Origin of the sequence: Belnapia arida (assembly GCF_016773205.1) — a bacterium.
Taxonomy (GTDB): Bacteria; Pseudomonadota; Alphaproteobacteria; order Acetobacterales; family Acetobacteraceae; genus Belnapia; species Belnapia arida.
In genome coordinates this window covers 104,905-128,670 of record NZ_JAETWB010000012.1, presented here as the reverse complement: position 1 = coordinate 128,670, position 23,766 = coordinate 104,905, and the positions used below count along the sequence as shown (strand labels likewise).

Below are 23,766 nucleotides of genomic sequence, written 5' to 3'. Positions count from 1 at the left end.
CGACCTTACGCCCGACGTTAAGGCCGCCAGCCTCAACGCACCTCAGCAGCCAGAGAAGGCGATGGAGGCCGGACGCTTACGAACGGGCTGGGTACTCCCCACCTGAACCTTTGGCCGTAGATGCACTAGACCGCGCGGCGGAATTCGGGGCGTCACCACAAGCCCGCGATAGCCGCGTGATGCCTCCGGTACCGCCGCCAGCCCCACATCGAGTTCAGCCTTGGAGACAGGCTTCCGCAGAGGACTGGAGCCGCCGACACTGATGTTTATCGGCCTCGAACGTGGCCATCTCGGCGGTAAATCCCATTCGGGAGGGCAGACCGAGCCTTGGCACTTGCGCCTCCCGGTGGACTTGGAAAGTCGGCTCCCAGGAAGACCAGATGCAACCGCTTACACCCTTGAACTCTGGTGGTAAAAGGGCACGTGAGCATCGGAATCGAAGTATCCGGTGTAGAAACGCTTCACATGCGGCATCAGGGATTTCGACAGCTTGCGGCGCTCCACCTCCTCGTCCGAGAGGGCCTTCGAGAGGTGCTCGCGTAGCTCCCTCAGCGCTGCCACGTGGTCCAAGCGGGTGAACTTGCCATCCCTGTAAAGCACCTCGCCTGCGACCATTGTCGCCTTGACCCCGCTGGTCTTGGCTCGCTGAAGGACCGCGTCGAGCACCGGCGTCGCCTCGTCCAGGTACGGCGAGGAGACCTGCTCCCAGTCGATCATCACGAGGTCAGCCGCCTTGCCCACTTCCAGGGTGCCGATGCGCCCGTCGAAGGCGGTGGTCCGGGCGCCGCCGGTGGTCGCCATACGCAGCACCTGCTGGATCGTGGGCACCTCGTCGCCGATGCCCGGCGTGCGATGCGCCCGCAGGACCATGCGCATCTCTTGTAGCATGTCCCGGTCGTCGTTGATGCCCGCCTCGTCGATGCCGATAGCGGTGTCGACGCCCTTGGCCTCCAAAACGTTCAGAGGCGCGATGCCGCTGCGAAGGCGGAAATTTGAGGAGCAGTTGTGGCAGACGCAGGCGCCAGCTTCGGCAAGGCGGTCGATGTCCTTGTCGCTTAGCCAAACCCCGTGGCCGAGCGTCAGCCGCGGCGTCACCAGGCCGAACCGGTCGAGGTACTCTACGGCGGTGCAGTCGCCGCGCCGCCGCGCGTACTCCTTCTGGAATGCCGTCTCCAGCAGGTGCATGTGCATGGGGACGTTTTCGGACGCGCTGAGCTCCGCCATCCGCTCCAGCGCAGCGTCCGAGCACCAGTGCAGGTTCGCCGGTGCGAGTTGCACCCGCACCCTCTCTTTGCCCTCGTGTGTGCTGCTGAGGTTGTGGAACATGTCAAAGTTGTCGCCGAGGCTCATGCGGAAGCGGGCGAAGTGGTGCGCCATCGGCCCGCGGAGCTCCTCCGGCAAGCTTGCGACGAGCTCCTGGTCGGCTTGGTAGATCAGCCTGTTCTGGTCCCGTAGCGCGAAGGAGTACGACACTCGCATGCCGATTTCCTCGTAGGCGCCGATCACCTGATTGGCGGCGGCCTCCACGTCCTTCATCGTGCCGGGGATCCAGCCGTGGATGTGCTGGACCGTGGTGACTCCCGACGCGATCATCTCAAAAGCGGAGTAGAGAGTGTCCAAACGCAGGTCCACGTTGCGACAGACCAAGCGGGTGATGAACCAGAGTTCGAGCGGCATGTCTGGACTGCCCAGCTGCAACGGCGTCAGGCCAACATGATGGTGGCCGTTGACGAAACCCGGCAGCACAATCTCGCCACCGGAGCCGAGCACTTCCATGTCCGGGTAGCGGCGGTGGAGGTCGTCGTAGGAACCTATCTCAGTGACGACGCCGTCCTCGTGGATCAGCGCGGCATCGTCGAACTGCTCGTGAGAGTGCCGGTCGAGAGTCCTAGTGATGAGGTGGCGGGCACGCACCATCGTCGCAGGCATCTGTTCATTCCCTTTGGCTGGCGAGGGCGTGGGCTCGCCGCGCCCAGTGTTCCCAACTTGGCTGAGCGCGGTTCAAGCGAAGGCTTCCTGCTCCGCGAATGCGCGGTCCACCTCGTCCCGGAGGAGGCCCGTCAGCTCGGCCCGCAGCCGCTCCGCTTCCCGCGAGAACGGGTCGCGCGGGCGAGGCATATCGACGGGGACGATGGCTTTGATCCGGCCGGGCCTGGCGGTAACGACAACGACCCGGTCGGCGAGCGCCACCGCCTCCTCGATGCCGTGCGTAACGAACAGGACGGAGGCGCCGGAGGAGCGCCACACGTCAAGCAGGAAGTCCTGCATCTTGGCACGGGTTTGCACGTCCAGGGCGGCGAACGGCTCGTCCATCAGCAGCACGCGCGGCCGCATGGTCAGGGACCGCGCCACCGCTACACGTTGCCGCATGCCGCCCGAGAGCTCGTCCGGGCGCTTGTCCATGGCGTCGGAGAGCCCGACTCTGGAGAGTGCCTCCTTGGCCGCGGCTCGGCGGGCCTCCACTGGCTCGCCGCGGAGCGCCAAGCCGAAGGTGACGTTCTGCCAGACCGACAGCCATGGCAGCAGCGACGTTTGCTGGAAGATGAGGCTGCGGTCCGGCGAAGGGCCGCTGACGGCTGCCCCGAAGGCTTCGAGAGTGCCCAAATTGTACGCCTCGAGGCCTGCGACCAAGTAGAGCAGCGTGGACTTGCCGCAGCCGGAGGGCCCAAGTAGGACCACGAACTCCCCGGGCCGAACCTCAAGGTTGATGTCGCGCAGCGCCTCGTGGGCGCGGGCCGTCCCGGCGTTCCAGGTCATGCCGAGGTTGCGACAAACGATGGCTGGTTCAGACACCGGCGATCACCTTGTTCTCGGGCACCCAGTAAAGGACGCGCGCCTGGACCTTGCGGAGCAGCCAGTCGAAGCCGAAGCCGAGCAGCCCGATCAAGGTGATGGTGAAGAACACCAGGGACGGGTTGAAGGTGTTGCGCGCGAGCATAATCACTTGGCCCAGCCCGTAGCCAACGCCGGTCGCCTCGGCGACCAAAACCACCATCCAGGCGCCGAAGAGGTTGAGGCGCAGGACCACCAGCAAGCCGGGCAGGATCGCTGGGACAACTACGCGCGCGTAGATCTGCCGCTTGGTCGCCCCCATGGTCCGGGCAACGTTGATGAAGTTGCGGTCTACGGCGTCAATCTGCGCAATCGTTGAGAGCGTCATCGTGAAGAAGAGTGCGATGAAGACCATGAAGACAGCGGGACCATTGCCGATGCCGAAGAGGAAGATTGCGACTGGCAGCCAAGCTACCGGGGAGACCGGCGCCAGCAGTGTGACCGTCGGCAGGATGAGGCGCTCCGCCCAGCCCGAGTAGCGTATAGAGACGCCAAGGACGATGCTGCCCACCGCCGCCAGCAGCAGGCCCGTGAAGACGCGCCCGGTAGAGGACAGGATGGTGATGCCGACCGCTTCCCAGGGTGTCGGCCCGGCTGCGACGCCCGCACCTATCTGCCAGCGCTGGGCGGTGTTGAAGTTGCGGGCCTGCTCGACGAAATTGCCAAGGAAGACATGCGGCGGAGGCAGCAGCTTTGGGTCAGCCAACCCGACGGCCCAGAGAAGCTCCCAAATCAGGGCAAACATGCCGACCGAGATTATGGCCCAGCCGCACTTGCTGGCCCAGGCGGAGATGCTGGCCTTGCGCTCTGCCGAAAGCAGGGGCCGACCGGCTTCGTGGAAGCCAGCCTTGGCCGCCACGCGCGCGATCATGCGGCGGACTTCCACTTCAGGGACTTGTAGAGGTCGGGGTTCTCGGCGATGACCTGCTCCAAGAGGGTCCAGTCGATGGCGCTGCGGTCCGGCGCCTTTTTGGCGTAACCCATCTCGATCAGGCTCTGCACGCGGCTCAAAATAAAGTCGGTTTGGTTCCGGGCATCGACGACGCTGGGTTGCTTGTTCGAGGCGAGACGAGCGTTCTCCATCGAGGTTTTGTAGTAGGTGCCGACGAGCTTCGGCAGCGCTTCCTCGGGACTTTTCTCGAACATGGCCTGAGCCTGCATCATGGCCTTGATGATGGCCTTGGCGCCTCGCGGATTGCGCTCGACGACCTCAGTGCGAGCGCAGAGCACGCAGTCGGTGTAGCCCTTCCCGTACAGGTCCGTGCCATCCGACAGCTTCACGGCACCAGGCACGTCGTTCAACAGGGCGGTACCGTAGGGCTCAATCGTGGCGATCCAGTCGAGCGCGCCCGCGCGGAATGCCTCAGCCGCTTCCGGGGTCGAGCCCATGTAGCGGACGGTTACGTCACGGAGCGAGACGCCATGCTTCTTCAGCCAGTCGTAGGGAAGCACCTCAAGCGTGTCGAGCTGGAAGGTTCCGAGCGTTTTACCGCGAAGCTTCTGGGCGGTGTCGAGGCCAGGCCGGGCCACCAAAACGCAGCCCTCGACGCCGCCACCGGCGACAATCTTGATAGGCGCGCCGCCGTCGATGAGCGAGAGCGCGCTGGTGTAGGGCAGCACGCCGATGTTGGTCTGGCCAATGCCGAGGAACGTCACCTGTTCCGCGAAGGTCGGTGCGTTGACGAAGTCAAGGCCAACGCCGTCCTGCTTCGAAAGCTGCAAGGCATGTGCCAGGAACAGGTTGAGGTTGCAGAAGCCAGTGCCATGGCTGGACTTGAGGGTTGCCGCACCTTGGGCGTGGCCGAGCGAGGGCCCGATCGCCATCGTTAGCGCCGTGGCGGAGGCGCTGGCTAGGAACCGGCGCCGAGCAATGCTTGGCTTATTTAGGACCGTGCCGCAACCGAACCTATCGCACATTGAGGCGGGCCTCCTTGCTGGCTGTAGACGTCGCATCCAATCCTGATTGCGACCCTAGTCACCGCAAGCCGCTGCTTCGAAGGCATAAAATAAGCAAAATCGGGGCGCTGGTCTGATTAATGCCCATGTACCAGTCTTATCGCCTAATATTCTGCCGAATAAAAGTGCATCAATGTGATCCGGCATAGTCACTATGCTTTTCTGGACTTCTTTCCACACTGATTTTCAACTTGTGATTTTGCCTTGGCGTCTCGATGCGGTGGACAGGCGAGCTCTGGTGCATCGCGTACGGTGCTGTTTCTCGCGCATGTCGGTCGCCTGCCGAGGCACCAAATTGCGCTTAGCGCGAGCGAGACCTGGATGACCGACCGTGTACGGAGCGGAAGTTTCTGCCTGGGCCATCCATGGTCCTGGAGCGTCAGCGCTTCGGCCATCGCCCGGCGACATCCTCAGCCTTACGGGTTACCTATTCCCACAACCTCAACTCCCCGCGCGCGTCCTCGAGCGCGCGGTGCGCGGGTGCCTTCGACTTCGCGGCCCGGCGGGCGGGCTCGAGGATGCCGTCGAGGATGTCGCGCGGGCACCTATTGGCACGCCGCCTCGCTCCAAGACGGCAAGAACGGCATCCCGTTGCGCCTCGTCCGAAGCCCGTAGGCGTAGCGCATGCCAGGGAAGCCCAGCCGCCCGCAGCAGGGTGCTGAGCCACTTCCCATCCCAAGACGGTGCCGACGCGTAGAGATCGTGGTTGGTCAGAGTCTCCATCATGCGCCGGGCAACCGCATCGAAGGGTGTGCCATCCCGCAGCAGCCGGTCGCGGCTGATGCCGTGGATGCCCTCCGCCTCGGCGCTCCATTCCACCCAGCCCGGCGCCGGTCGGATCGGGTGGCTCTCCCCGGCACCGTCCTCGGCGACCCAGCCGACCTCGATCGGGAAGCCGTGCTTGCCGAGGCTGCTGGCTTCGAAGTCAAGGAAGATGATCACGGGGTCACCTCACACCTCGGTTCCGTCCCGAGAACGCTGCATTGCCGACCACCGCAAGCTCAACACGCGGACGCCGGTTGATGCCAAGGCCGCCAACATGGGTCGCAGTGTCGAGCGGGAAGTCATGAATGCCTGGCGAACACCATAAGCGTGTCGAGCCGCAAATCATCAGAATCCAAGCTTCGTCACTGTTCTGGTCGCCGAAGCGCCACAGGGAACCCAACATCAAGGACATTATCGATGTTTGAAAGCCTCACGCGCGCCAGGTCCACTCTTGGACGCCTCGGTCCTGGCGCAAACGGGCGCGCTGCAACGCCATTGCGACCTGCACCTCCCCGGTGCAGCCGGTTTCGAAGGAGGTCAACCCAGGCAGGCTGGCTCTGGCCTCCAAAGCGAATCGCAGCGGCAACACATGGTCTTCGGGCCGCAAGTAGGCCGCCGCCCGCCAGTCGGCAATCGCCGGTCCAGCCTGGTGAAGGGCCTCGGCGGAGAGCAGACGTTCGCGCTTGCTGTGCTGGTTCACGTGCTGGTGGGATGGCATCAGATTCCAAAGGTCCCCACATGGCCAGGCGGACCACGGTAGGCAGTGGTCGACATCCAAGGTATCCGGCACCAATCGCTTGCCGCTCCAAACGCGATGGACTGCGACTCCTCCCTCCATAAGTGCTAGGGCTCGTGCGCGAGGCAGGGCGACGTCGCGGACAGAATCGGACCATGTCATTGCCGCCGCTATAGCGCCTGGGTCCACCATCCTGCCCTGGGTTGCGGCGTAGTTCTGCATCACGCGCATTCACTCCGAGATGAGAGCGGGCTCCACCCAAACCGCGAAGCGCTGCATCGCCGTCCACCACGAGGCCGCTCGCCTGAGGGCCTGCTCGGGTGCGGGTGATTCCAAGGATTCACGTCCCGCCCGGGAATGTCAGGAAGTTCGCTGGCATGCGAATGATGTGGTCCGCGACCTCTCGCAGCGCCTCGTAGAGCACATGGGCGGGCGCCTCGCTGAGGACGGCGCCGGTGCGTAGGTCGAGCGGCGACAGGATACCGGCCTCCAGCGCCCGCGAGACAACCGCCGCGAAGCCTAGGCCTTCGGCTCCGCGGCGGTTGTCTCGCGTCTGAGGCAAGCCTGCCTTAACGAGGGGCAAGTAGAGCCAGAGCCAAATCAGGGCGACTAGCCCCAGCCGCAGCCGGACGTGCTCATCACCATCCTCCTGGGCCAAGCCTGCTGAGCTATCGGCCGCCCGGCACAGGGCCCTAAGGAGGCCCAGTTTGTAGGTTGCGCTCTTCGCGTCCTGCAGGATGAGGTGCCGCAGCAGCGGCAGGGCACCGGTCCCGTCGTCTGGCAGCCGAAGGACAACGGCGGTCCAGGAAATATCGGGGCGTCCCTGGAGATCGGGCGACGGCACCGCTCGGACCACCTGCAAGCCGTGGCTCCGGGCCAAAGTCTCGACTTCAGCGAGGCTGACCGGGTGCCCACCGCGGCCGTCGTCGGGACCGTGGCGCAGGGTCAGGACCAGCAGCCCGCCCGACCTCAAGAGACCTACCAGCTTGCGGAAGACACGTGGCCGGTCTGCGGGGGCGACGTGCTGCCAGACTGCGGTCAGGGAAACCACGTCAGCCGCGACACCCGAGCGGGACGTGGTCGTCAGGGCGGGCAGGCTGTCCGCAAGCCAACGAATCCTTGGCGAAGGGTGCCGTGCCTCGGGTTCGGCCCGCATCCCGGTCGAGGGCTCGATGGCGATGACCTCGTATCCAGCCCCGGCGTAGGCGCCCGCGCCACGGCCGCTGCGCGCGCCGACGTCGATGACCACGGCGGGCGGGCCAGGAAGGAAATCGGCCAGCCAGTCCCGGGTGGTCGTTGGCGGCACCGCCTCATGGGCAACCGCCAGCCGGTAAGCATCGCGTCGTACCAGGAGAATACTGGAGCCTGCACTCGGGCATCGTAGCAAGGATAGGACCCGCTCAGTCCATAGGGAGCGCGACATCGGGTAGCCGCTGGGTAATAGCGCCCCCTTCTCAATTATATGCAGCACCTCAGCTTGGTGGCTTCAGACACCAAGGACCCGCTTTGGGAAGCACCCAGACCGCCTCCTCCGTCCGGGGTTCCCCATCGAGGCGAGTCAGCTCCAGCTCAAGCTCCCCCGAGTTGTTGAGGTAGGTTTGCCAGAGGTCGTTGGCGAATAGGTACAGCATGCCCGCCGGGCGCTCGCTCCGTATGAGGACGCTGCTGCCTTGCATCGCCAAGCTTTGCCCGAGCGGCGCCAATTGGTTCAGCAGGAGCCTGGGGTCGCGCTTGAGCAGGTAGGCAAAGGCCAAGCGGAGCGGCAGTTCACGCAGGGGCCATCGCCGCGGCCCGGCTATTGTGGCGCAAAGAGTCATCCAGGGGGCGCCCCGGACACGCCTGCGCCAGCGCGCTCGCCACCGTGGGTCACCCGGCTGTTCCCCTGCTACGTTGCCCGCCGGTCCGCACGGCGGGCAACTGGAGTCACGCCACAGGCCGCCGACCCACCGGAGCCGGTAGTAGATCGGCTGATCTAGATCGCCACGAACAATAAGCCCCGTTCGGTCCCACTGCCGGTGCGCCTCGGCACGGAAGGTCACCGTCTCGCCGGGGCGGAGGTCATGGAGGTCATGGCGGCCCGTCGCGGCATAAACTCTCCGCGCGCGCTCGAAGACGCTCTCGTGCACCGAGATACCCGCACCCTGTGTTGGTGCATCATCGAGGATCTTGACCCAGCGCGGCCAAGTTCCGAGCCAGCTCCACGATGGCCGACGCGCCGTCTCGTCGTGGAGGCGAGCCATGATGTCAGGCTCGAGCGCCTCAATGGCGCCCTCCTTGACCGAGAGGTTGTGTCGCTTGGCCCGCTCCAGCATCCATCCGAGGGTGATGTCGGAAAGGCCGATCTCCTGGTACCCGCCTCCGATGTCTGCGTGCACACCCCGGAACCAGACTTGCTCCAGCGTCTGCGTCCACCCGGAGCGGGTGCCGCCAGCTTTCCAGAACAGGGTAGGAAAGAAGGTGGCCCGACGCTCGTCCATGGCGAGCGCGTGGTAGACATGGCGGCAGTTCGGCATTGGACTGGTATTTAGCGCTCTGCTCTCAAAACCTTGGGGCTTGAACCACCAACCCCAGAGCGGCGCGCCAAGAGAGGCGACGGTGTCGAACACACCAAGCATTTCGATGGGAACCTCGCGCCAAACGAAATCGTCTTGAACGGGCACGCCCGTGCTGCGGCTACCCCCTATCCGGCCGCGGCGGGCCGAGTAGAGCGACACCAAGGCGGGCGCGTAGCGGAGGTTCGACGCTTTCAGCAGTCCACAAGTGCGGATCACTCCGGCGATTGCGCGCGCCGTGTAGGCACCGCGCGAGAAGCCGAAGATGTAAATACGGTCGCCAGGACGGTACTGGCGGGCAATCTCCACATAGCCGTCGAGGATGTTCTCGCTGATGCCCGTTCCGGTCAGGCCTTCCCATCCCTGCCGCAGCCGCCCAGCGATCCCGAGCGCCGTTGACAATGGAGACAGCCACAGCCACCCCGCCCACCGCTCTAAGGAGGCGCCAGCCTGAGCCGCACGCGACGTGCCCGTACCGACGCCCGGATCGTACCAGATGGTCTGCGTCTCGTCCTCGACCAGGGCCTGCCCGAGCTTCCAGATGTTGGTTGCCGAAGGGTCGGCGGAATGTGGGTGGCGATTACCGGTCCCATCACACAGGATAACGATGCGGCGGCCGTCCGCTTGAGGCGCTGCGGCAGGCATGGGGTTAAGCTGCACCTCCGTCACGCTACCGGCAATCAGGATCTCGCCCATCTCCCGCGCCTGCCGGAACACCTTAACGACCCTCAGCGTGGCCCAAAGCGCCGCGGCTGCAGCTATTGCCGTTCCAATCAAGAAAGGCACGCCGAGGATCGTGCCGAGCCAACCGGCGAGCGCTGCGGCGAGGAAGCTCAGTGCGACGCCGAACGCATAGGCCTCGAAAATGCGCCGGTCCCTTCGCAAGGCGGGAATGTGCCAGATCGAGCCCCGTCGGCGCAGGACAAACTCGAAGGACTGCGTGGCCAGCCAAGCAGATGCCAGGACCAATCCGACACCGACCGCTGCGCGGCTTGCGAGGTCTAGGGCAGCGAACATGACGTAACTCCGTCAAACCATTGTTGACGGTAGTGATGCTTACAGCTACCCACAAACGCCGTTTGGGGGACGCCTCAACCAGCGCCAGGTCGAGGTCGCCATTCGCTGCAGTTCAACCATCATCGGCCCCAATATCAAGGCCGCGGTTATGGACGTCAGAATTTGGTATGCAGTGGCACAGAACGCATAAAATTTGCCCTGCAAACCGTGGATCCAGCATCGCCCAGTTCTGATGAATGCTGCCCGATTCGAACAGGAAAGTCGCAAACAGCCGTTCTCTGTTGGCTACTTCGTCCAGTAGGCTAAGGTAAGCTCGGTTTCCTTGAGTGAGGCGCACCACTGCATCGGGGTGTCCGGTGCAGGATGATTCACCTCAGTTACGGACGGCATCGCAGTCAGACGCCAGTAGAGTGTCCTTCAGGCATCATGACCGCCTAGCAGGCTGGAAAAACCTGGGCTCACGAGCGGTGATACGGCGAGTGCCAGCATCACTAGGTCTTGGATGCCGGTGCTGCCCAACGCACTCATTGCTCCGGTTGGCGTTGCGCCCTCTGTCAGCATCTCGAGTGCAAGGTGGTTATTTGCCCAAGCCATCCAGCGGGCGTCATCCTTCGCATTATGGCGTACTTTTCCACTGCGGACAGCATGCCAATCGATTTTAGGCGTATTAGACTTCGCATACTGCATAACCGAAATTGAAGCGGGAATGCACCAGGCTGGCTGCCCGTCCATCGGTACCTCGACATGGCGTACCCGAAGGCTGCCGTCGGCTTCGTCAATGCGCAGCAACCCATAACGGCTGCCGTCGGCACGGGTGGCTTCTACCCACATGGAGCCGAGCGGACGCAGTGATGCGACCAGTGGCATGTATGCGCCGACGCCTGACTTAGCGACGCTATTCAGTACCGCGTCAACGCTTTCGTTCAAGGCTGCATAACCAATAACACCGGCTGCAAGGCGGCGGGCGATGTCCCCTTCAAGCCCTTGCTCAGACGCGCGAACGAGCAAATCACGGCGCAGCGGGAAACGTTGGTTTAGAATTTCAGGTTGTTGGCGCATGTGGGGATTCCTCTACTCGGCATGCTAGCGGCAAGCGTGCGAAGGAGGCTTTGCAACAGGGCAGCACTCGTGTGCCTTCAACGAGGAAGGGCAAAGTAGCTGCTGTACTGTCTAGGAGGCCTCTCTCACGCCAAAACGGATTCAAGAGCAGCTTGGTTAGCTGCTAACCGTCAGACCGTGCGTATGAGGAAAACCGATTTCATCGGTGCGGCGTGTACTGCCGCTGACTTAGTATGTCTAGAGAATTCGCAACGCTCGAAGCCCTTGCCGCCGCGGTGGGTCACTGGCGGACACCGGGGATGATAAGGATCTGAGCGGGGTGCTCCTCCACCTCGCCCAGCTGACATAAGGCGGCGGCTTGGGCCGCGCCGAAATGGCGAGCCTGACTGATGGGAGTGTGCGGACGGTGGTGTTCACCGATTGCATGTGGACGAGCCGCAGGAAGACACTGGACGAACCTGGCCATCAGCTGACGGCCGGGCGCTTCGCCGGTGCCCTGAATGCCGAAACCTGCCATCGATGCGTACCCGTATCGAATCGCATGCGGGCATCTCCCGGCGGGGAGCCTAGCCATCGACAGTCACGCAGAGACCGTGTGACCAGGGCGTAAGGCGACGCGCGAGGGCCTCGGCATCTCGCCCCAACAAGAGAAAACTGGCGCCCCGCTTGGTGACTTTCCTTCCGACCGGCCGTTCACGATCGGTCTTATACCAACCGCCCTGATGAAGGACCGCTCAGGATGGGAAGCGGACCAATGCCGCTTGACCATCCGGGTCCCTACGGATGGAATACGGCCCGCGCGATGAGAGGTCGGGCTATGGAACTGCCACTTAAGGGTGGCTGCATATGCGGAGCGGTCCGCTACGAGATCACCTGCGAGCCCACCCGCATCTATGCGTGCCATTGCACCGACTGCCAGCGTGCGACAACCAGCGCCTTCTCGATCGGCGTCGCGGTTCCGGCGGAGGCGTTTCGGCTGTCGGGCAAGGAACTGCGCGGCGTTCCCGGGGGCGTCACCGACAGCGGGCGCGCCAAGACGCGCTGGGTCTGCCCCGATTGCGGGATTTGCATCTGCGGCGGCTTGAAGCCGGGAACCGAGCAGCCCGGCTCCGCGCGCGTCGTCCGGGGCGGCACGCTCGACGACACATTGTGGCTACGGCCGACAACACATTTCTACGTGCGGAGCAAGCAGCCCTGGGTCGCCCTGCCGGAGGACGCCACGGTGTACGAGACGGCGCCGAACCGCGCCTGATGCCGCGGGGACATGTGCCGAAGTAGCGGGTGCGCCCCGGCTACAGCTGCTTCGGCTCGTAACCGGTCGTTCACCAGGGCGGTTGGTGTCAGTGCGGCCAGACCGCTTTCTCTGACGTTCCAATAGCTACTCGTCCTAGCTACGGCTGCCCCTCCCACTCTGGAACGCCCTGGTCTTGGCGGAGCCGTGTTCGTTGGAGGGCCATAGCTGTGTGGACTTCTCTCGGCCCGAAAGCGTCGGCGGACACCAACCCGGGCAAGCTGGCCCGGGCCTCGGAGGTGAACCGCACCGGCAGAATTCGTTCGTCAGCGCGCAGATAGGCGGCCGACCACCATTCGCTGATCGCCTGTTCAGCCCTTTGCAAGACTACAGCGCTGGGCAAGCGTTCGCGCTTGCTGTGTTGGTTCACGCCGCGATGGGACGGCATCAGGTTCCAAAGGTCCCCACATGGCCAGGCCGACCATGGGAGGCAGTGGTCGACATCCAGTGTGTCCGGCGCCAATCGCTTGCCGCTCCAGACGCAGTGGACTGCGGTTCCATCCTCCATAAACGCTAGTGCTCGGGCGCGAGGTACGGCGATGTCGCGCACTGGGTCGGACCAGCTCATCGCCGCCGCCATAACGCCCGTGCTCAAGGTCCTGCCTTGGGCGGCGGCGTAGCCCTGCATGAGGCGCATCCACTCCGAGATGAGTGCGGGCTCCACCCAAACCGCGAAGCGCTGCATTGCCGTCCACAGGTGACGCGGTACCCGCATGCTGCCGAAGGTGGATAGGAAGGTGCCGTCCACAACCAGTGAACCTGAGGGGCGCGGCGCTCGCGCGCGAGCAGTTTCAAGAATTCGCCCGCCACCCGGAAAAGTCAGATAGTTCGCGGGCATGCGGATGATGTGGTCGGCCGCCTCGCGCAGTGCCTCGTGGAGAACACAGGCGGCCGTCTCACCGATTACGGCGCCAACGCGCAAATCGAGGGGCGACAGAGCACCGGCTTCGAGAGCCTGCCACCCAAGACCTGCGAAGCCCAGTCCTTCGGCTCCGCGCCGGTTGCCGGGTGCCTGCGGCAGATCGGCCTTCGCCAGAGGCAAGTAGAGCCTGAGCCAATTCAGGGCGACCAAGCCTAACGGCAGCCAAACATGGTCGTCGCCGTCCTCCAGGGCCAAGCCTGCCGACCCATCGGCTGCGCGGCACAGAGCCCGGAGAAGTCCCAGCTTGTAGGTCGCGCTCTTGGCATCCATCAGGATGAGATGCCGGAGTAGTGTCAGGGCACCCGTCCCGTCATCAGGCAGGCGGAGGACGACGGCGGTCCAGGAGATTTCCGGGCGCCCCTGGAGATTGGGAGACGGCACCGCTCGGACGACCTGCATGCCATGCGAGCGAGCCAAGGCTTCGATTTCAGCGAGGCTGACTGGGTGGGCGCCGCGTCCGTCGTCAGGTCCGTGGCGCAGCGTCACCACCAGCAGGCCGCCCGACCTCAAGAGACCTACCAGTTTCCGGAACGCACGCGGCCGGTCCGCAGGGTTAACGTGCTGCCAAACCGCACTCAAGGAAACCACGTCGGCCGCGACGCCAGAGCGGGACACTGTGGTCAAAGCGGGTAGGCTATCGGAGAGCCAGCGAATCCTTGGCGACTGGTGCAGCCGTTCGGCTTGGCTTCGCATGCTGGACGAGGGCTCGACAGCAATGACCTCGTAACCCGCAGCGGCGTAGGCGCCTGCGTCACGGCCGGTACCAGCGCCGACGTCAATGACTACGGCAGGCGGGCGAGGAAGAAGGTCGGTTAGCCAATCCCGGCTGATGATTGGCGGCACCGCCTCATAAGCGCCCGCCAGCCGGGAAGCGTTCGAATCGTACCAGGAGACGACGGAGGGCTGCACTTGGGGAGCATAGCAGAGGCTGGCTCGATGAAGCAGTCCGAGTAGCCGTCCTTTAACCTGACGTGGCCGAAGGTGGCCGAAAGCGGCCTGTCCGTTTCTGAGCTAGGTTTGTGCCAAAGCCGACGAGGGCAGCACCAAAACTGCAGACGCCGGATGCCTGCCAAACACTGCGGTACGGCCTCAGCCGTTGTGCCGCAGCGCGTCGACCAGCAGCATGAAAGCAGGCGTTGGCTGACGGCGGTGGGGATAGTAGAAATGGTTGACCTGACTGGGCGGGCACCAGTCGGCCAGCGCCCTCACCAGCGTTCCGCTGTCGATCTCGTCCTGCACCTGGTCCTCCAACACGCAGGCCAAGCCCCGCCCCGCCCCCGTAGCACTCAGGACCAGGGCCATGTCGTTGAATACCGGGTGCCTCTCGACCCGCACCTTCACCCCGCGGTGACCATTCTCGAGATCCGAGGGCACACGGCCCGTAAGTCGCCATGCGCAGGTTGATGCATTTGTGCACCATCAGGTCCTGCGGCGTCTTTGGCTTTGGGCGGCTAGCGAAGTAGGACGGCTCGCCCACCACGGCCATGCGCAGGTCCGGCCCGATGCGCACCGCGACCATGTCCTTGGCCACCATCTCGCCGGATCGCACCCCCGCATCGAACCGCTCGGCCACAACGCCGGTCAGCCCGTCGTCGATGGCGGTCGCGATCTTGAGGTCGGGGTAGCCCGGCAGGAACCGGTACGGGGCAAGCCATAAGATTGAGCGCGCCGCGCGCTCGAGCGTGGTGATGCGACTGGTGCCGGACGGATGCTCGTGCAGGTCACCGAGCCCAACCAACGTGGCGTCAATGTCGTCCAGCGCCGGGCGAGTGTTCGAAGCATGCGCTCTCCAGCCTCAGTGGGCGCGAGGCTGCGGGAGGTGCGGGTCAGCAGCCACAACCCGAGCCGCTCCTCGAAGCCGCGGACGGTCTGGCTCAGCGCCGCCTGTGAGACCCCGAGCTTGGCCGCGGCCCGGGTGAAGCTCCGCCCCCGCGCGACCCGGAGGAATGCCGGAAGGTCGCTGAGATCGGTCCGCGGCATTCAGAAGTCTCGCTTATAGCGGCATGCAGTTTTTACCGCCTAATCCCGAGGGGGCGCACCGGCTATCTGGGATCGCTGAGACTGCCGGGACGGACGAGACGGTCCGAGGCGGGGAACGATGGAGAGGACGATGGAGATCAAGCGAGCGGGCTCGCAGCCCTCCGGAAAGGGTCCGGCAGACTGGTTCACCGGCACGGTCCGCATCGACCCGCTGCACAACCCGCCCGATCCGGCTCGCGTCGGCATGGCCCTCGTCACCTTCGAACCCGGCGCCCGCACGGCCTGGCACACCCATCCGCTCGGCCAGACCCTCATCGTCACGGTCGGATGCGGCTGGGTTCAGCGCGAGGGTGGTCCGATCGAGGAGATCCGGCCGGGCGACGTGGTCTGGTTCCCGCCCGGCGAGAAGCACTGGCACGGAGCCTCGCCGACCACTGCCATGAGCCACGTCGCCATCCAGGAGAAGCTCAACGGCTCGCCCGTTGAATGGATGGAACACGTCACCGACGAGCAGTACCACAGGTAGCGCTCGCCCGCGTTGGGTTGGAGGACTGGTCGATGCCCCACGTGATCGTCAAGCTTTGGACCGGAAAGTCGGAGCGGCAGAAAGCCAAGCTCACCAAGGAGGTGACCAAGGCCGTCATGGCCAGCCTGGACTACGGCGTAGAGTCTGTTTCGGTCAGCCTGGAGGAGTTCGAGCCGGGTGAGTGGACCGAGAAGGTCTACAAGCCCGACATCATCAACGGCCGGGGCAAGCTCTACAAGAAGCCCGGCTACGGCCCCCTTTGAACGGCCGGACCTCAATCGGCACGGGCCTCCGTTCCTACCCCACGTTTCCCAAGGTGACATGATGTCCGCTATGGCCGCCCGGCCGCCCGTCGCGGCTCGCACCGTCGTGGCGGCACTGATGCCGATCATGGTGGTGGTCTTTGTCGCCTTCCTCGTGGTCGGCCTCGCGCTGCCGGTGCTGCCGCTGTACGTACATCAGGGCCTCGGCCTTGGTGCCTTCGTGGTTGGCTTGGTCGCGGGCACCCAGTTCGCGGCGTCCTTCGTCTCGCGGCTGTGGGCGGGCCACTACGCCGACAGCCGGGGTGCCAAGCGCGCCGTCATCGTTGGCCTGCTGATGGCCGCGGCCTCGGGGCTGCTCTACCTGCTGTCGCTCCGCTTCACCTATGCGCCGGTGGCGTCGGTCTCGATCCTTCTGGCAGGCCGGGCCCTGCTTGGCGGGGCGGAGAGCTTTGTCATGACGGGGGCGCTCAGCCTGGGGCTGTCCTCTGCGGGACCGCGAAACACGGGCAAGGTCATCGCCTGGGTTGGGACGGCGATGTTCGGCGCCTTCGCGCTCGGCGCTCCCTTGGGAAGCGCACTCTACGCCGCATACGGCTTCACGGCCATCACCCTCGTCACGATCGTGGCGCCGCTCGTCACCCTGTTGATCGTTCTGCCGCTCAAGCCGGTCGCCCCGACGAACCGCGCACGCCCCGCCTTCGGCAAGGTGATCGGTGCCGTCTGGCTGCCGGGCCTTGGGATGGCATTCAGCAGCATCGGGTTCGGCGCGACGCTCACCTTCGTCACGCTGCTCTTCGCGGAGCGCGGGTGGAACCCGACTTGGCCCGGCCTGACCCTGTTCGCGCTCGCCTTCATCCTCATGCGCTCGCTCTTCGGCCACCTGCCGGACAGGATTGGCGGCACCAGGGTCGCGCTGGCCAGCGTGGTCGCCGAGGCGGCGGGCTTGGTGCTCATCTGGCTCGCGCCCTGGCCCGCGCTGGCCCTTGCCGGGGCAACGCTCACCGGCCTCGGATACTCTCTCGTCTACCCCGGCTTCGGCGTGGAGGCAGTCCGCCGCGCGCCGTTGGAGAGCCGCGGCCTCGCCACGGGCGCCTACACCGCTTTCATTGATCTGGCGCTGGGGATAGCCGGTCCCGCGCTCGGGCTGGTAGCGGGCTGGGACGGCATGGGGGCCGTGTTCCTAGTCAGCGCGCTGCTCGTGCTCTGCGCCGCGCCTGTCGCCGTGCGGCTCCTCCGGACACCGTCCCCCTCCTGATGCCTCCCAACTGCCACGAACGGAGAAAAGCGATGGAAACGAATGGCGTCCGGCCCAATACAGCCCTGTGCAAAGCACCGAGCAACGCAAGCCTCCTCGCAGCTGCTGCCGTTCTATGCCTCCTTGGTGCCAAATCACTGGCCCACGCGCAGGTGGTGAGCGTTCCGCCATCCGCGAGCGTTCCCGCGCGCGTAGGTGACAACGTGCGCACAGTTGCCCCGGCGCTCGAGCGCTACGAGCAAAATGCCCTCTTCGGTAACCTCTGGCGCCGCCCCGACCTTTCCCCGCGCGACCGAAGCCTTGTCACGCTGGCGGCCTTGGTTGCGCGGAACCAGGCCGCGGAGCTGCCCCGCTACCTGGACCTCGCGCTCGACAGCGACGTGAAGCCCGGCGAGATCTCCGAGCTCATCACGCACCTCGCCTTCTACTCCGGCTGGGGCAACGCCTTGCAGGCGGTCGCGGCGGCGAAGGATGTCTTCGCCCGGCGGCGCATCGGCGCCGATCAACTGCCTCCCTCCGAGCCCGAACTCCTCCCGCTCGACCAAGCCGCGGAGGCCACGCGGGCGGCGCGCGTGGAACAGGACGTCCGCCCGGTGTCGCCGGGCCTCGAAGGGTTCACCACGGACATCCTGTTCCGGGACCTGTGGCTCCGTCCGGGCCTCGCGCCGCGGGACCGCAGCCTCGTCACGGTCAGCAGCCTGATCGCCTCGGGCCAGGTCGCGCAGGTCCCCTACCACCTCAACCGGGCGATGGATAACGGGCTCACCCGGGCGCAGGCCGGGGAGGTCGTCACGCACCTCGCCTTCTACGCCGGTTGGCCAAACGCCTTCTCGGCCGTCCCAGTCCTGAAGGCCGTCCTCGACGGCCGTCGCAACTAGCGCATCCGCAAGGGCTCGTCTGGGGTCGCCCGCAGGCAGAACGCCCACATCAGGAGACGAAAGAAATGAACCGACTTGCCCCATTGGCCTTGCTGGCATCGCTGCTCGGCCCGGTGGTCGCCTACGGTCAGGTGGCGGCCGTCCCGGGGCCGGGTGCCGCATCCTCCGCCCTGGTCGAGGGTGGCGGGGGCATCCGGATCGCGCGGGCCGGTTCGCAACCCTCCGGCGGGGGACCGGTCGAGTACTTCACCGGCTCCGTGCGCGTCGACCCGCTGTTCCCGGCGACTGCCCCGTCGCGCATGTCCGGTGGCCTCGTCACCTTCGAGCCGGGGGCCCGCTCCGCTTGGCACACGCACCCGGTCGGCCAAGTGCTGGTCGTGACTTCGGGTCTTGGCTGGGTGCAGCGCGAGGGTGGTCCCGTCGAGGAGATCCGCCCTGGCGACGTCGTCTGGATCCCACCCGGGGTGAAGCACTGGCACGGCGCCGCGGCCGCCACGGGGATTACGCACATCGCCCTGCAGGAGCACGTGGATGGCCGGGCCGTGGAGTGGATGGAGAAGGTCTCGGACGAGCAGTACCGGCGTTGAGCTTTTGCATCCGCCGCCGATGGGCTTGGCCCGGTCCCGGTGCTGCAAGCTGTGCCTGACGCCCTGGCGGGACGGGTCTCGCCGAGGCTGACGAACGGCGTGCCGGGCGGATCGCGCACGCATCTTGAAATGGAGGTCTTATGCTGAAGCGAACGCTTCTCCTCACTGTCCTGACCGGAGGTGCCGTCGGCGCTGTAGGGGCGGGGATCGTGCCCGCCGGGGCGCAGCCTGCCGCCAAGCCTCGGGCCTATTACGTGGCGGAGTTCGAACTCAGGGATCCCGAGGGCATTAAGCCCTACAGCGCGGGGGTCGCCGGGACGTTCGAGCCGTTCGGCGGCCACTTCATCGTGCGAGGCGGCAGGATTTCGGCCCTCGAGGGACCGCCTCCCGGGTCACGGACCGTGATTATTGAGTTCCCGAACATGGAACAGACACGGGCCTGGTATGACTCCGACGTCTACCGGAACCTGCGGCCGGTCCGGCAGCGGTCTGGCATCTCGCGCACCTACATCATCGAAGGTTTGGCGGACTGAGGTCAACGAACGGCCCGCCCGGGAAGACGCCGCGGGCGGGCCTCCCGCAGAAGTTTTCTGCTCCCCCTCAAGACCCGGGCGGCAGGGTCCGAGGTGGTCAGGCAATAATCAGGCGGGTCGCGTCGCGGGCTCAGCTGGTCCCCGTGACGGCCGGAGCGTTGACTGGAGAAGGTCAGCGACGCGCAGTACCGCCGGTGACCTTGCATCTTCGGAGAACCCACCAGGAGGGCAACATGGTTCGCAAACTGTTTTTGGGTCTCTGCGCATCGGCGCTTGCTTTGTCGCTCTGCGAGACTGCCGTTGCTCAGGAGAGACAAGGCATGAACGTGCGCGTGGCAGAACTCGATATCGATCCCGTCCAGCTGGACGCCTACAAGGCTGCGCTCAGAGAGGAGATCGAGACTTCCATCCGCGTCGAGCCCGGGGTTCTGGCCCTGTACGCCGTGTCCGAAAGGGACAACCCTGCCCGCATCAGGATCTTCGAGGTGTACGCGAGTGACGAGGCGTACAGGGCGCACCTGGAGACGCCCCACTTTCTGAAATACAAGACTGGCACCCAGCATATGGTCAGGTCGCTCAGGCTCGTCGAGACCGACCCCGTCATGCTCGGCACGAAGGCAAAGTGAACGGCCGGAGGCGGTCGAGTAGGTTGCCTCGTTCGCGGCACCGGTCGAACCAGCACCGCCGCGCTCCGTCAGGCTCCGGATGCTGCTGAACACGCCTATTCCGCCGCACCAGCCAACACAGGGTTCTTCGACTTCAATCCCGGAAGCGCAGCGCCTCGACCAGCAAGGCGAATGCTGCCGTAGGCTGGCGACGGCCGGGGTAGTAGAGGTGATACCCTGGGAAGGGCGGGCACCAGTCGGCGAGCACCCGGACAAGCCGCCCTTCAGCGATCTGTTCCTGCACTTGGTCCTCGAACACACAGGCCAGCCCGAGCCCGCCCAGTGCGGCTTGGAGAAGCAATGGCGCGTAGTTGAACACCAGCGGACCCTCCACGTGCACCTTGAGCTCGCGCTTTCCCTTCTCGAATTCCCAGGCATACAGCGAGCCATGCGTCGGCAGGCGGATGTTGATGCAGGCGTGCTCGGTTAGGTCCTGCGGCGCCTTCGGCCGCGGCCGCCGGGCGAAATACGCAGGTGCGCCGACGACGGCCATGCGCATCTCCGGCCCGATCCGCACCGCGATCATGTCCCTGGCCACCTGCTCGCCGAAGCGGATGCCTGCGTCGTAGCGCCCGGCTGCGAGGTCGGTCAGGGTGTTGTCGACGTCGACCTCGACCTTGATGTCCGGGTAGTCCGGCAGAAGTCGCTCCAGGGCTGGCATGAGGATCGTCTCGACCGGGTGCTCGCCCGCTGTGATGCGGATGGTGCCGGAGGGCTTCTCACGTAGTTCGCTGAGTTCGGCGAGGGTGGCGTCGATCCGGTCGAAGGCCGGGCCCAGGGTCCGCAGCAGGCGCTCGCCCGCCTCTGTCGGCGCCACGCTGCGGGTGGTGCGGGTCAGCAGCCGGAGCCGGAGCCGCGCCTCGAGCCCACGGAGTGTCTGGCTGAGGGCCGACTGTGAGACTCCGAGCTTCGCCGCGGCACGGGTGAAGCTCCGCTCTCGGGCGACGGCGAGGAAAGCCTCGAGATCGTTGCGTTCGGTCCGCGCCATTGAGAAGCCCTGCTTATAGCCTTATGCGCTTTTTAGCGCCTAATCGCCGCTAACCGTACCTCCTATCTCTCCATCCGAGACAGCGAGTGGCCCCAGGTTTCGCAGCCTCGGAGCAACCAGGAAGGATCAAGGCATGACGACGAACCAGAGCGGGAGCTACGCGAGGAAGGTCGCCTTCGTGACGGGGGCGGCAAACGGCATCGGCCGCGCGGCGGCGCTGGCCTTCGCGCGCGAGGGCGCCAGCGTCGTGGTCGCCGACGTCTCGGAGGAGGGCAACCGGGAGACGGCCCGCCTGGTCGAACAGGCCGGGGGCGGGCGCTTGCTGTCCGGTGTGACGTGTCGCGGGCCACGGATGTGAAGGCCGCGCTGGACAAGGCGGTCGAAGCGTTCGGTCGCATCGACTTCGCCTTCAACAACGCCGGTGTTGAGCAGCCGGTCACGGCGGCGGCCGACCTCACCGAGGAGCAGTGGGACCGGATCGCCTCGATCGACCTGCGCGGCGTCTTCCTGTGCATGAAGCACGAGATCCCCCTGCTGCTAAAGCAAGGCGGCGGGGCGATCGTCAACACCTCCTCCGGCGCCGGGGTGAAAGGCTTCGCAGGCCAGGCCGCGTACTGCGCCGCGAAGTTCGGGGTCGTCGGCCTCACGAAGGCGGCAGCGCTCGACTACGCGAAGGCGAACATCCGCATCAACGCCGTCTGCCCCGGGATCATCGAGACCCCGATGATGGACCGCTTCAGCGGCGGCACACCCGAGGGGCGTGCGCGGGTGATCGCGCAGGAGCCGGTCGGGCGGATGGGTAGGCCCGAGGAGATCGCCGCGGCCGTGCTCTGGCTGTGCTCGGACGCGGCCGCCTTCGTCACCGGGCACGCCATGGTCGTCGACGGTGGCCAGACAGTTTAATCGAGCGACAAGAAGATGAACCCGACCTACGACTTCAAGGGGCAAGTTGCCCTCGTCACTGGCGCCAGTTCCGGCATGGGGCTGGCCGCCGCCAGCGCTTTCGCCGAGGCAGGCGCTGCCTTGGTGCTCGCGGACGTTAAGGAGGAAGCGGTGACAGCGGCCGCGCAGAAGCTGGCCGCCGCCGGTCACAAGGCGATCGCCGTCACCTGCGACGTCAGCGACGACGCCCAGGTGGCGGCCATGGTGGACCGCACCGTCGCCGAGTTCGGCCGCCTCGACGCCGCGTTCAACAACGCAGGCGTCATGGCCCACATCGCCTCGACCGCCGACAGCACGCGCGAGGAGTGGGACCGTGTCATTGGGGTCAACCTGCGCGGCGTCTGGAGTTGCATGAAGCACGAACTGCGGCAGATGGAGCGCCAGGGCAGCGGCGCGATCGTCAACAACGCCTCTGTCGGCGCGCTGACCGGCAACCCCGGCATCGGCTCCTACATCGCCTCCAAGCACGGTGTCGTCGGCCTGACGCGCACGGCCGCCCTGGAGTACGTCAAGCGCGGCATCCGCGTGAACGCGGTGAACCCCGGCCTGATCGACACCCAGGTCGCCCGTGATGTCGTCGCCGGGAACGAGCATGCCTACGCCGAGATTGCGAAGAACGTGCCCATTGGCCGTGCGGGCAGGCCCGAGGAAATCGCCGCGGCCGTCCTGTGGCTGTGCAGCCCGGGGGCGAGCTACGTCGTCGGCCAGGCCATCACCGTGGACGGCGGGATGACCGTGCCGTGACCACGCCCTGGCGCCTGTTGGTGGCGCTCGTTTGCGCATGCATGGCCTCGGTCGACCATGCCCAGCAGGGCGGCGGGTCTGTCCCGGCGCTCCGCTACGACGCGCAGACGCGCGGGGCCGTTCCGATCCCGCCGTCCCAGCGCGGCCTCCAGACCGTGGTGGCGGAACCCTGGTTCAAGGTGTTCGACACGGGGCTGGTCCTCGAGGGCCCAGCCTTCGACCGCGACGGCAACCTGCTCTTTTGCGACGTGGGCGGCGGGCGCGTGCTCCGCCTGACGCCCGACAGGCGGCTCTCCACCGTCGTCAGACTGGACCAGCTCGGTCCTGGTGGTCTCGCGGTTCACAGGGACGGCCGCATCTTCATCGCGGCCCTGGACTTCGCCAAGAGCGTCGGCGCCGATGTCGCGGTGCAACCGGACGGCTCGGGGATGCAGGTGGTCGTTCCGCCAGAGGCAGGTTACATGCCGAACGATCTGGTCTTCGACGCCCGGGGCGGCCTCTACTTCACCGACTTCCGGGGCGCCTCGACCGACCCGAAGGGCGGTGTCTACTACGTCTCGCCTGATCTCAGGACGATCACGTCCGTGCTGCCGCACCTCGCCATGGCGAACGGCGTCGCGCTTAGCCCGGACGGCAAGGAGCTATGGGCCACGGAGTTCAGCAGGAACCTCTTGCACCGGGTCGAGCTGGCGGACGCGACGACGGTCACGCCGTTCGGCACGGCCATCGCCTACCACTTCACCGGCCCTGCGCCGGACTCGATGCGCGCCGACGCCGACGGCAATCTCTACGTGGCGATGTACAGCCAGGGTCGGGTACTGGCTTTCAACAGGAACGGCATCCCCATCGGCCAGGTGCTGCTGCCGGGCCGGGAGGAGGGCCACAACCTGCGTTCCACCAGCATGGCCATTAGGCCCGGCAGCAACGACCTTTACGTCGTGACGAACGACGGAGAGGGCGGGCAAGGTGCGACGATCTTCCACGCGGAGGCGTTCGCGCAGGCCCTGCCGCTCTACTCGCACCGGTGATGTACCCGTCCTGCTCGCCTGCGCAAACGTTCGGAAGCCGGGTTTTTCCGAATAACCGATGCGCTCTTTCCTAGTGATGTCCGCTATGGATGAGCGAGGGGCTCAGGCTGAAAGGCCAAGATGGGCGCAGAGCTGCCGCAACTGGGTATAGCTGAAAGCGCCTGGCCGATTTTGCGTCCGGCCGTACGGAGGCAGACGTCAATTTCGAAGGCTCGCTCGACGGCTGCGGGCCCAAAGCGGCCCAACG

The 23,766-nt window shown here is 65.8% G+C and carries 23 protein-coding genes and 2 pseudogenes; 11 read left to right on the top strand and 14 right to left on the bottom strand.

What is annotated here, in order from left to right:
- Positions 1-390: 390 nt before the first annotated feature.
- The 9 genes from JMJ56_RS20115 to JMJ56_RS20075 form a co-directional block, all read right to left on the bottom strand.
- Positions 391-1,929, bottom strand: coding sequence for an amidohydrolase family protein (locus JMJ56_RS20115; protein ID WP_202833561.1), 1,539 nt, complete (start codon positions 1,927-1,929; stop codon positions 391-393).
- A 72-nt stretch (positions 1,930-2,001) separates the two neighbouring features.
- Positions 2,002-2,793 (bottom strand): ABC transporter ATP-binding protein, encoded by a 792-nt coding sequence (locus tag JMJ56_RS20110; protein WP_328702437.1) that lies wholly within the window; start codon positions 2,791-2,793, stop codon positions 2,002-2,004.
- Positions 2,786-3,703 carry an ABC transporter permease gene (locus tag JMJ56_RS20105; protein WP_202833559.1) on the bottom strand — a complete coding sequence of 306 codons (918 nt, stop codon included), beginning with the start codon at positions 3,701-3,703 and terminating at the stop codon, positions 2,786-2,788. The genes JMJ56_RS20110 and JMJ56_RS20105 overlap by 8 nt, the downstream gene beginning before the upstream one ends.
- Positions 3,700-4,656 carry an ABC transporter substrate-binding protein gene (locus JMJ56_RS20100; RefSeq protein ID WP_202833558.1) on the bottom strand — a complete coding sequence of 319 codons (957 nt, stop codon included), beginning with the start codon at positions 4,654-4,656 and terminating at the stop codon, positions 3,700-3,702. Before JMJ56_RS20100 ends, JMJ56_RS20105 begins: the two co-directional genes overlap by 4 nt.
- A 573-nt stretch (positions 4,657-5,229) precedes the next feature.
- A complete protein-coding gene (locus tag JMJ56_RS20095; RefSeq protein ID WP_202833557.1) occupies positions 5,230-5,730 on the bottom strand; it encodes a transcriptional regulator in 501 nt (166 codons plus the stop codon).
- Between the two features lie 253 nt (positions 5,731-5,983).
- Entirely contained in the window at positions 5,984-6,271 is a 288-nt protein-coding gene (locus JMJ56_RS20090; RefSeq protein ID WP_202833556.1) for a hypothetical protein, read from the bottom strand.
- Between the two features lie 358 nt (positions 6,272-6,629).
- Positions 6,630-7,595: a methyltransferase domain-containing protein gene (locus tag JMJ56_RS20085; RefSeq protein WP_202833555.1), complete on the bottom strand. Its 966-nt coding sequence runs from the start codon at positions 7,593-7,595 to the stop codon at positions 6,630-6,632.
- Positions 7,596-7,761: 166 nt separating this feature from the next.
- On the bottom strand, positions 7,762-9,858 hold the full coding sequence (locus tag JMJ56_RS20080) for a DUF2235 domain-containing protein (RefSeq protein WP_202833554.1): 2,097 nt from the start codon (positions 9,856-9,858) through the stop codon (positions 7,762-7,764).
- 417 nt (positions 9,859-10,275) lie between these two features.
- Positions 10,276-10,917: a hypothetical protein gene (locus JMJ56_RS20075; protein ID WP_202833553.1), complete on the bottom strand. Its 642-nt coding sequence runs from the start codon at positions 10,915-10,917 to the stop codon at positions 10,276-10,278.
- A gap of 817 nt (positions 10,918-11,734) precedes the next feature.
- Between JMJ56_RS20075 and JMJ56_RS20070 the strand changes: the two genes are divergently transcribed.
- Positions 11,735-12,169 (top strand): GFA family protein, encoded by a 435-nt coding sequence (locus JMJ56_RS20070; protein WP_202833552.1) that lies wholly within the window; start codon positions 11,735-11,737, stop codon positions 12,167-12,169.
- Between the two features lie 139 nt (positions 12,170-12,308).
- Here JMJ56_RS20070 and JMJ56_RS20065 read toward each other — a convergent pair whose 3' ends face one another.
- The 4 genes and pseudogenes from JMJ56_RS20065 to JMJ56_RS36220 form a co-directional block, all read right to left on the bottom strand.
- Positions 12,309-13,973 (bottom strand): methyltransferase domain-containing protein, encoded by a 1,665-nt coding sequence (locus tag JMJ56_RS20065; protein ID WP_407927934.1) that lies wholly within the window; start codon positions 13,971-13,973, stop codon positions 12,309-12,311.
- 246 nt (positions 13,974-14,219) lie between these two features.
- Positions 14,220-14,432 carry a LysR substrate-binding domain-containing protein gene (locus tag JMJ56_RS36230; RefSeq protein WP_456318795.1) on the bottom strand — a complete coding sequence of 71 codons (213 nt, stop codon included), beginning with the start codon at positions 14,430-14,432 and terminating at the stop codon, positions 14,220-14,222.
- 151 nt (positions 14,433-14,583) lie between these two features.
- Positions 14,584-14,790, bottom strand: a pseudogene (locus JMJ56_RS36225) (LysR family transcriptional regulator); the annotation flags it as partial.
- Positions 14,712-15,110 (bottom strand): LysR family transcriptional regulator, encoded by a 399-nt coding sequence (locus JMJ56_RS36220; RefSeq protein WP_328702434.1) that lies wholly within the window; start codon positions 15,108-15,110, stop codon positions 14,712-14,714. The gene JMJ56_RS36220 and the pseudogene JMJ56_RS36225, both read right to left, overlap by 79 nt.
- Positions 15,111-15,240: 130 nt before the next feature.
- Between JMJ56_RS36220 and JMJ56_RS20055 the strand changes: the two genes are divergently transcribed.
- From JMJ56_RS20055 to JMJ56_RS20025, 7 genes are all read left to right on the top strand, one after another.
- Positions 15,241-15,636: a (R)-mandelonitrile lyase gene (locus JMJ56_RS20055; RefSeq protein WP_202833550.1), complete on the top strand. Its 396-nt coding sequence runs from the start codon at positions 15,241-15,243 to the stop codon at positions 15,634-15,636.
- 32 nt (positions 15,637-15,668) lie between these two features.
- Positions 15,669-15,899, top strand: a complete 231-nt coding sequence (locus JMJ56_RS20050) for a tautomerase family protein (RefSeq protein ID WP_202833549.1) — start codon at positions 15,669-15,671, stop codon at positions 15,897-15,899.
- A 70-nt stretch (positions 15,900-15,969) separates the two neighbouring features.
- Positions 15,970-17,154: an arabinose transporter gene (locus tag JMJ56_RS20045; RefSeq protein ID WP_202833548.1), complete on the top strand. Its 1,185-nt coding sequence runs from the start codon at positions 15,970-15,972 to the stop codon at positions 17,152-17,154.
- Between the two features lie 203 nt (positions 17,155-17,357).
- On the top strand, positions 17,358-18,032 hold the full coding sequence (locus JMJ56_RS20040; RefSeq protein WP_328702433.1) for a carboxymuconolactone decarboxylase family protein: 675 nt from the start codon (positions 17,358-17,360) through the stop codon (positions 18,030-18,032).
- A 65-nt stretch (positions 18,033-18,097) separates the two neighbouring features.
- On the top strand, positions 18,098-18,619 hold the full coding sequence (locus JMJ56_RS20035; protein WP_328702432.1) for a (R)-mandelonitrile lyase: 522 nt from the start codon (positions 18,098-18,100) through the stop codon (positions 18,617-18,619).
- A gap of 140 nt (positions 18,620-18,759) precedes the next feature.
- Complete coding sequence (locus JMJ56_RS20030) at positions 18,760-19,152, top strand: DUF1330 domain-containing protein (RefSeq protein ID WP_202833546.1); 393 nt, start codon at positions 18,760-18,762, stop codon at positions 19,150-19,152.
- A gap of 320 nt (positions 19,153-19,472) precedes the next feature.
- Positions 19,473-19,778: a putative quinol monooxygenase gene (locus JMJ56_RS20025; protein ID WP_202833545.1), complete on the top strand. Its 306-nt coding sequence runs from the start codon at positions 19,473-19,475 to the stop codon at positions 19,776-19,778.
- 133 nt (positions 19,779-19,911) lie between these two features.
- On the opposite strand, the gene JMJ56_RS20020 is transcribed toward JMJ56_RS20025, so the two are convergent.
- Positions 19,912-20,805, bottom strand: a complete 894-nt coding sequence (locus tag JMJ56_RS20020; RefSeq protein WP_202833544.1) for a LysR family transcriptional regulator — start codon at positions 20,803-20,805, stop codon at positions 19,912-19,914.
- A gap of 133 nt (positions 20,806-20,938) precedes the next feature.
- On the opposite strand from JMJ56_RS20020, the pseudogene JMJ56_RS20015 reads away from it, so the two are divergent.
- The 3 genes and pseudogenes from JMJ56_RS20015 (at position 20,939) to JMJ56_RS20005 (ending at position 23,519) form a co-directional block, all read left to right on the top strand.
- A pseudogene (locus tag JMJ56_RS20015) lies at positions 20,939-21,708 on the top strand (SDR family oxidoreductase).
- 15 nt (positions 21,709-21,723) lie between these two features.
- Positions 21,724-22,491, top strand: a complete 768-nt coding sequence (locus JMJ56_RS20010; RefSeq protein WP_202833543.1) for a glucose 1-dehydrogenase — start codon at positions 21,724-21,726, stop codon at positions 22,489-22,491.
- Complete coding sequence (locus JMJ56_RS20005; RefSeq protein WP_328702431.1) at positions 22,488-23,519, top strand: SMP-30/gluconolactonase/LRE family protein; 1,032 nt, start codon at positions 22,488-22,490, stop codon at positions 23,517-23,519. Before JMJ56_RS20010 ends, JMJ56_RS20005 begins: the two co-directional genes overlap by 4 nt.
- The last annotated feature ends 247 nt before the right edge of the window (positions 23,520-23,766 follow it).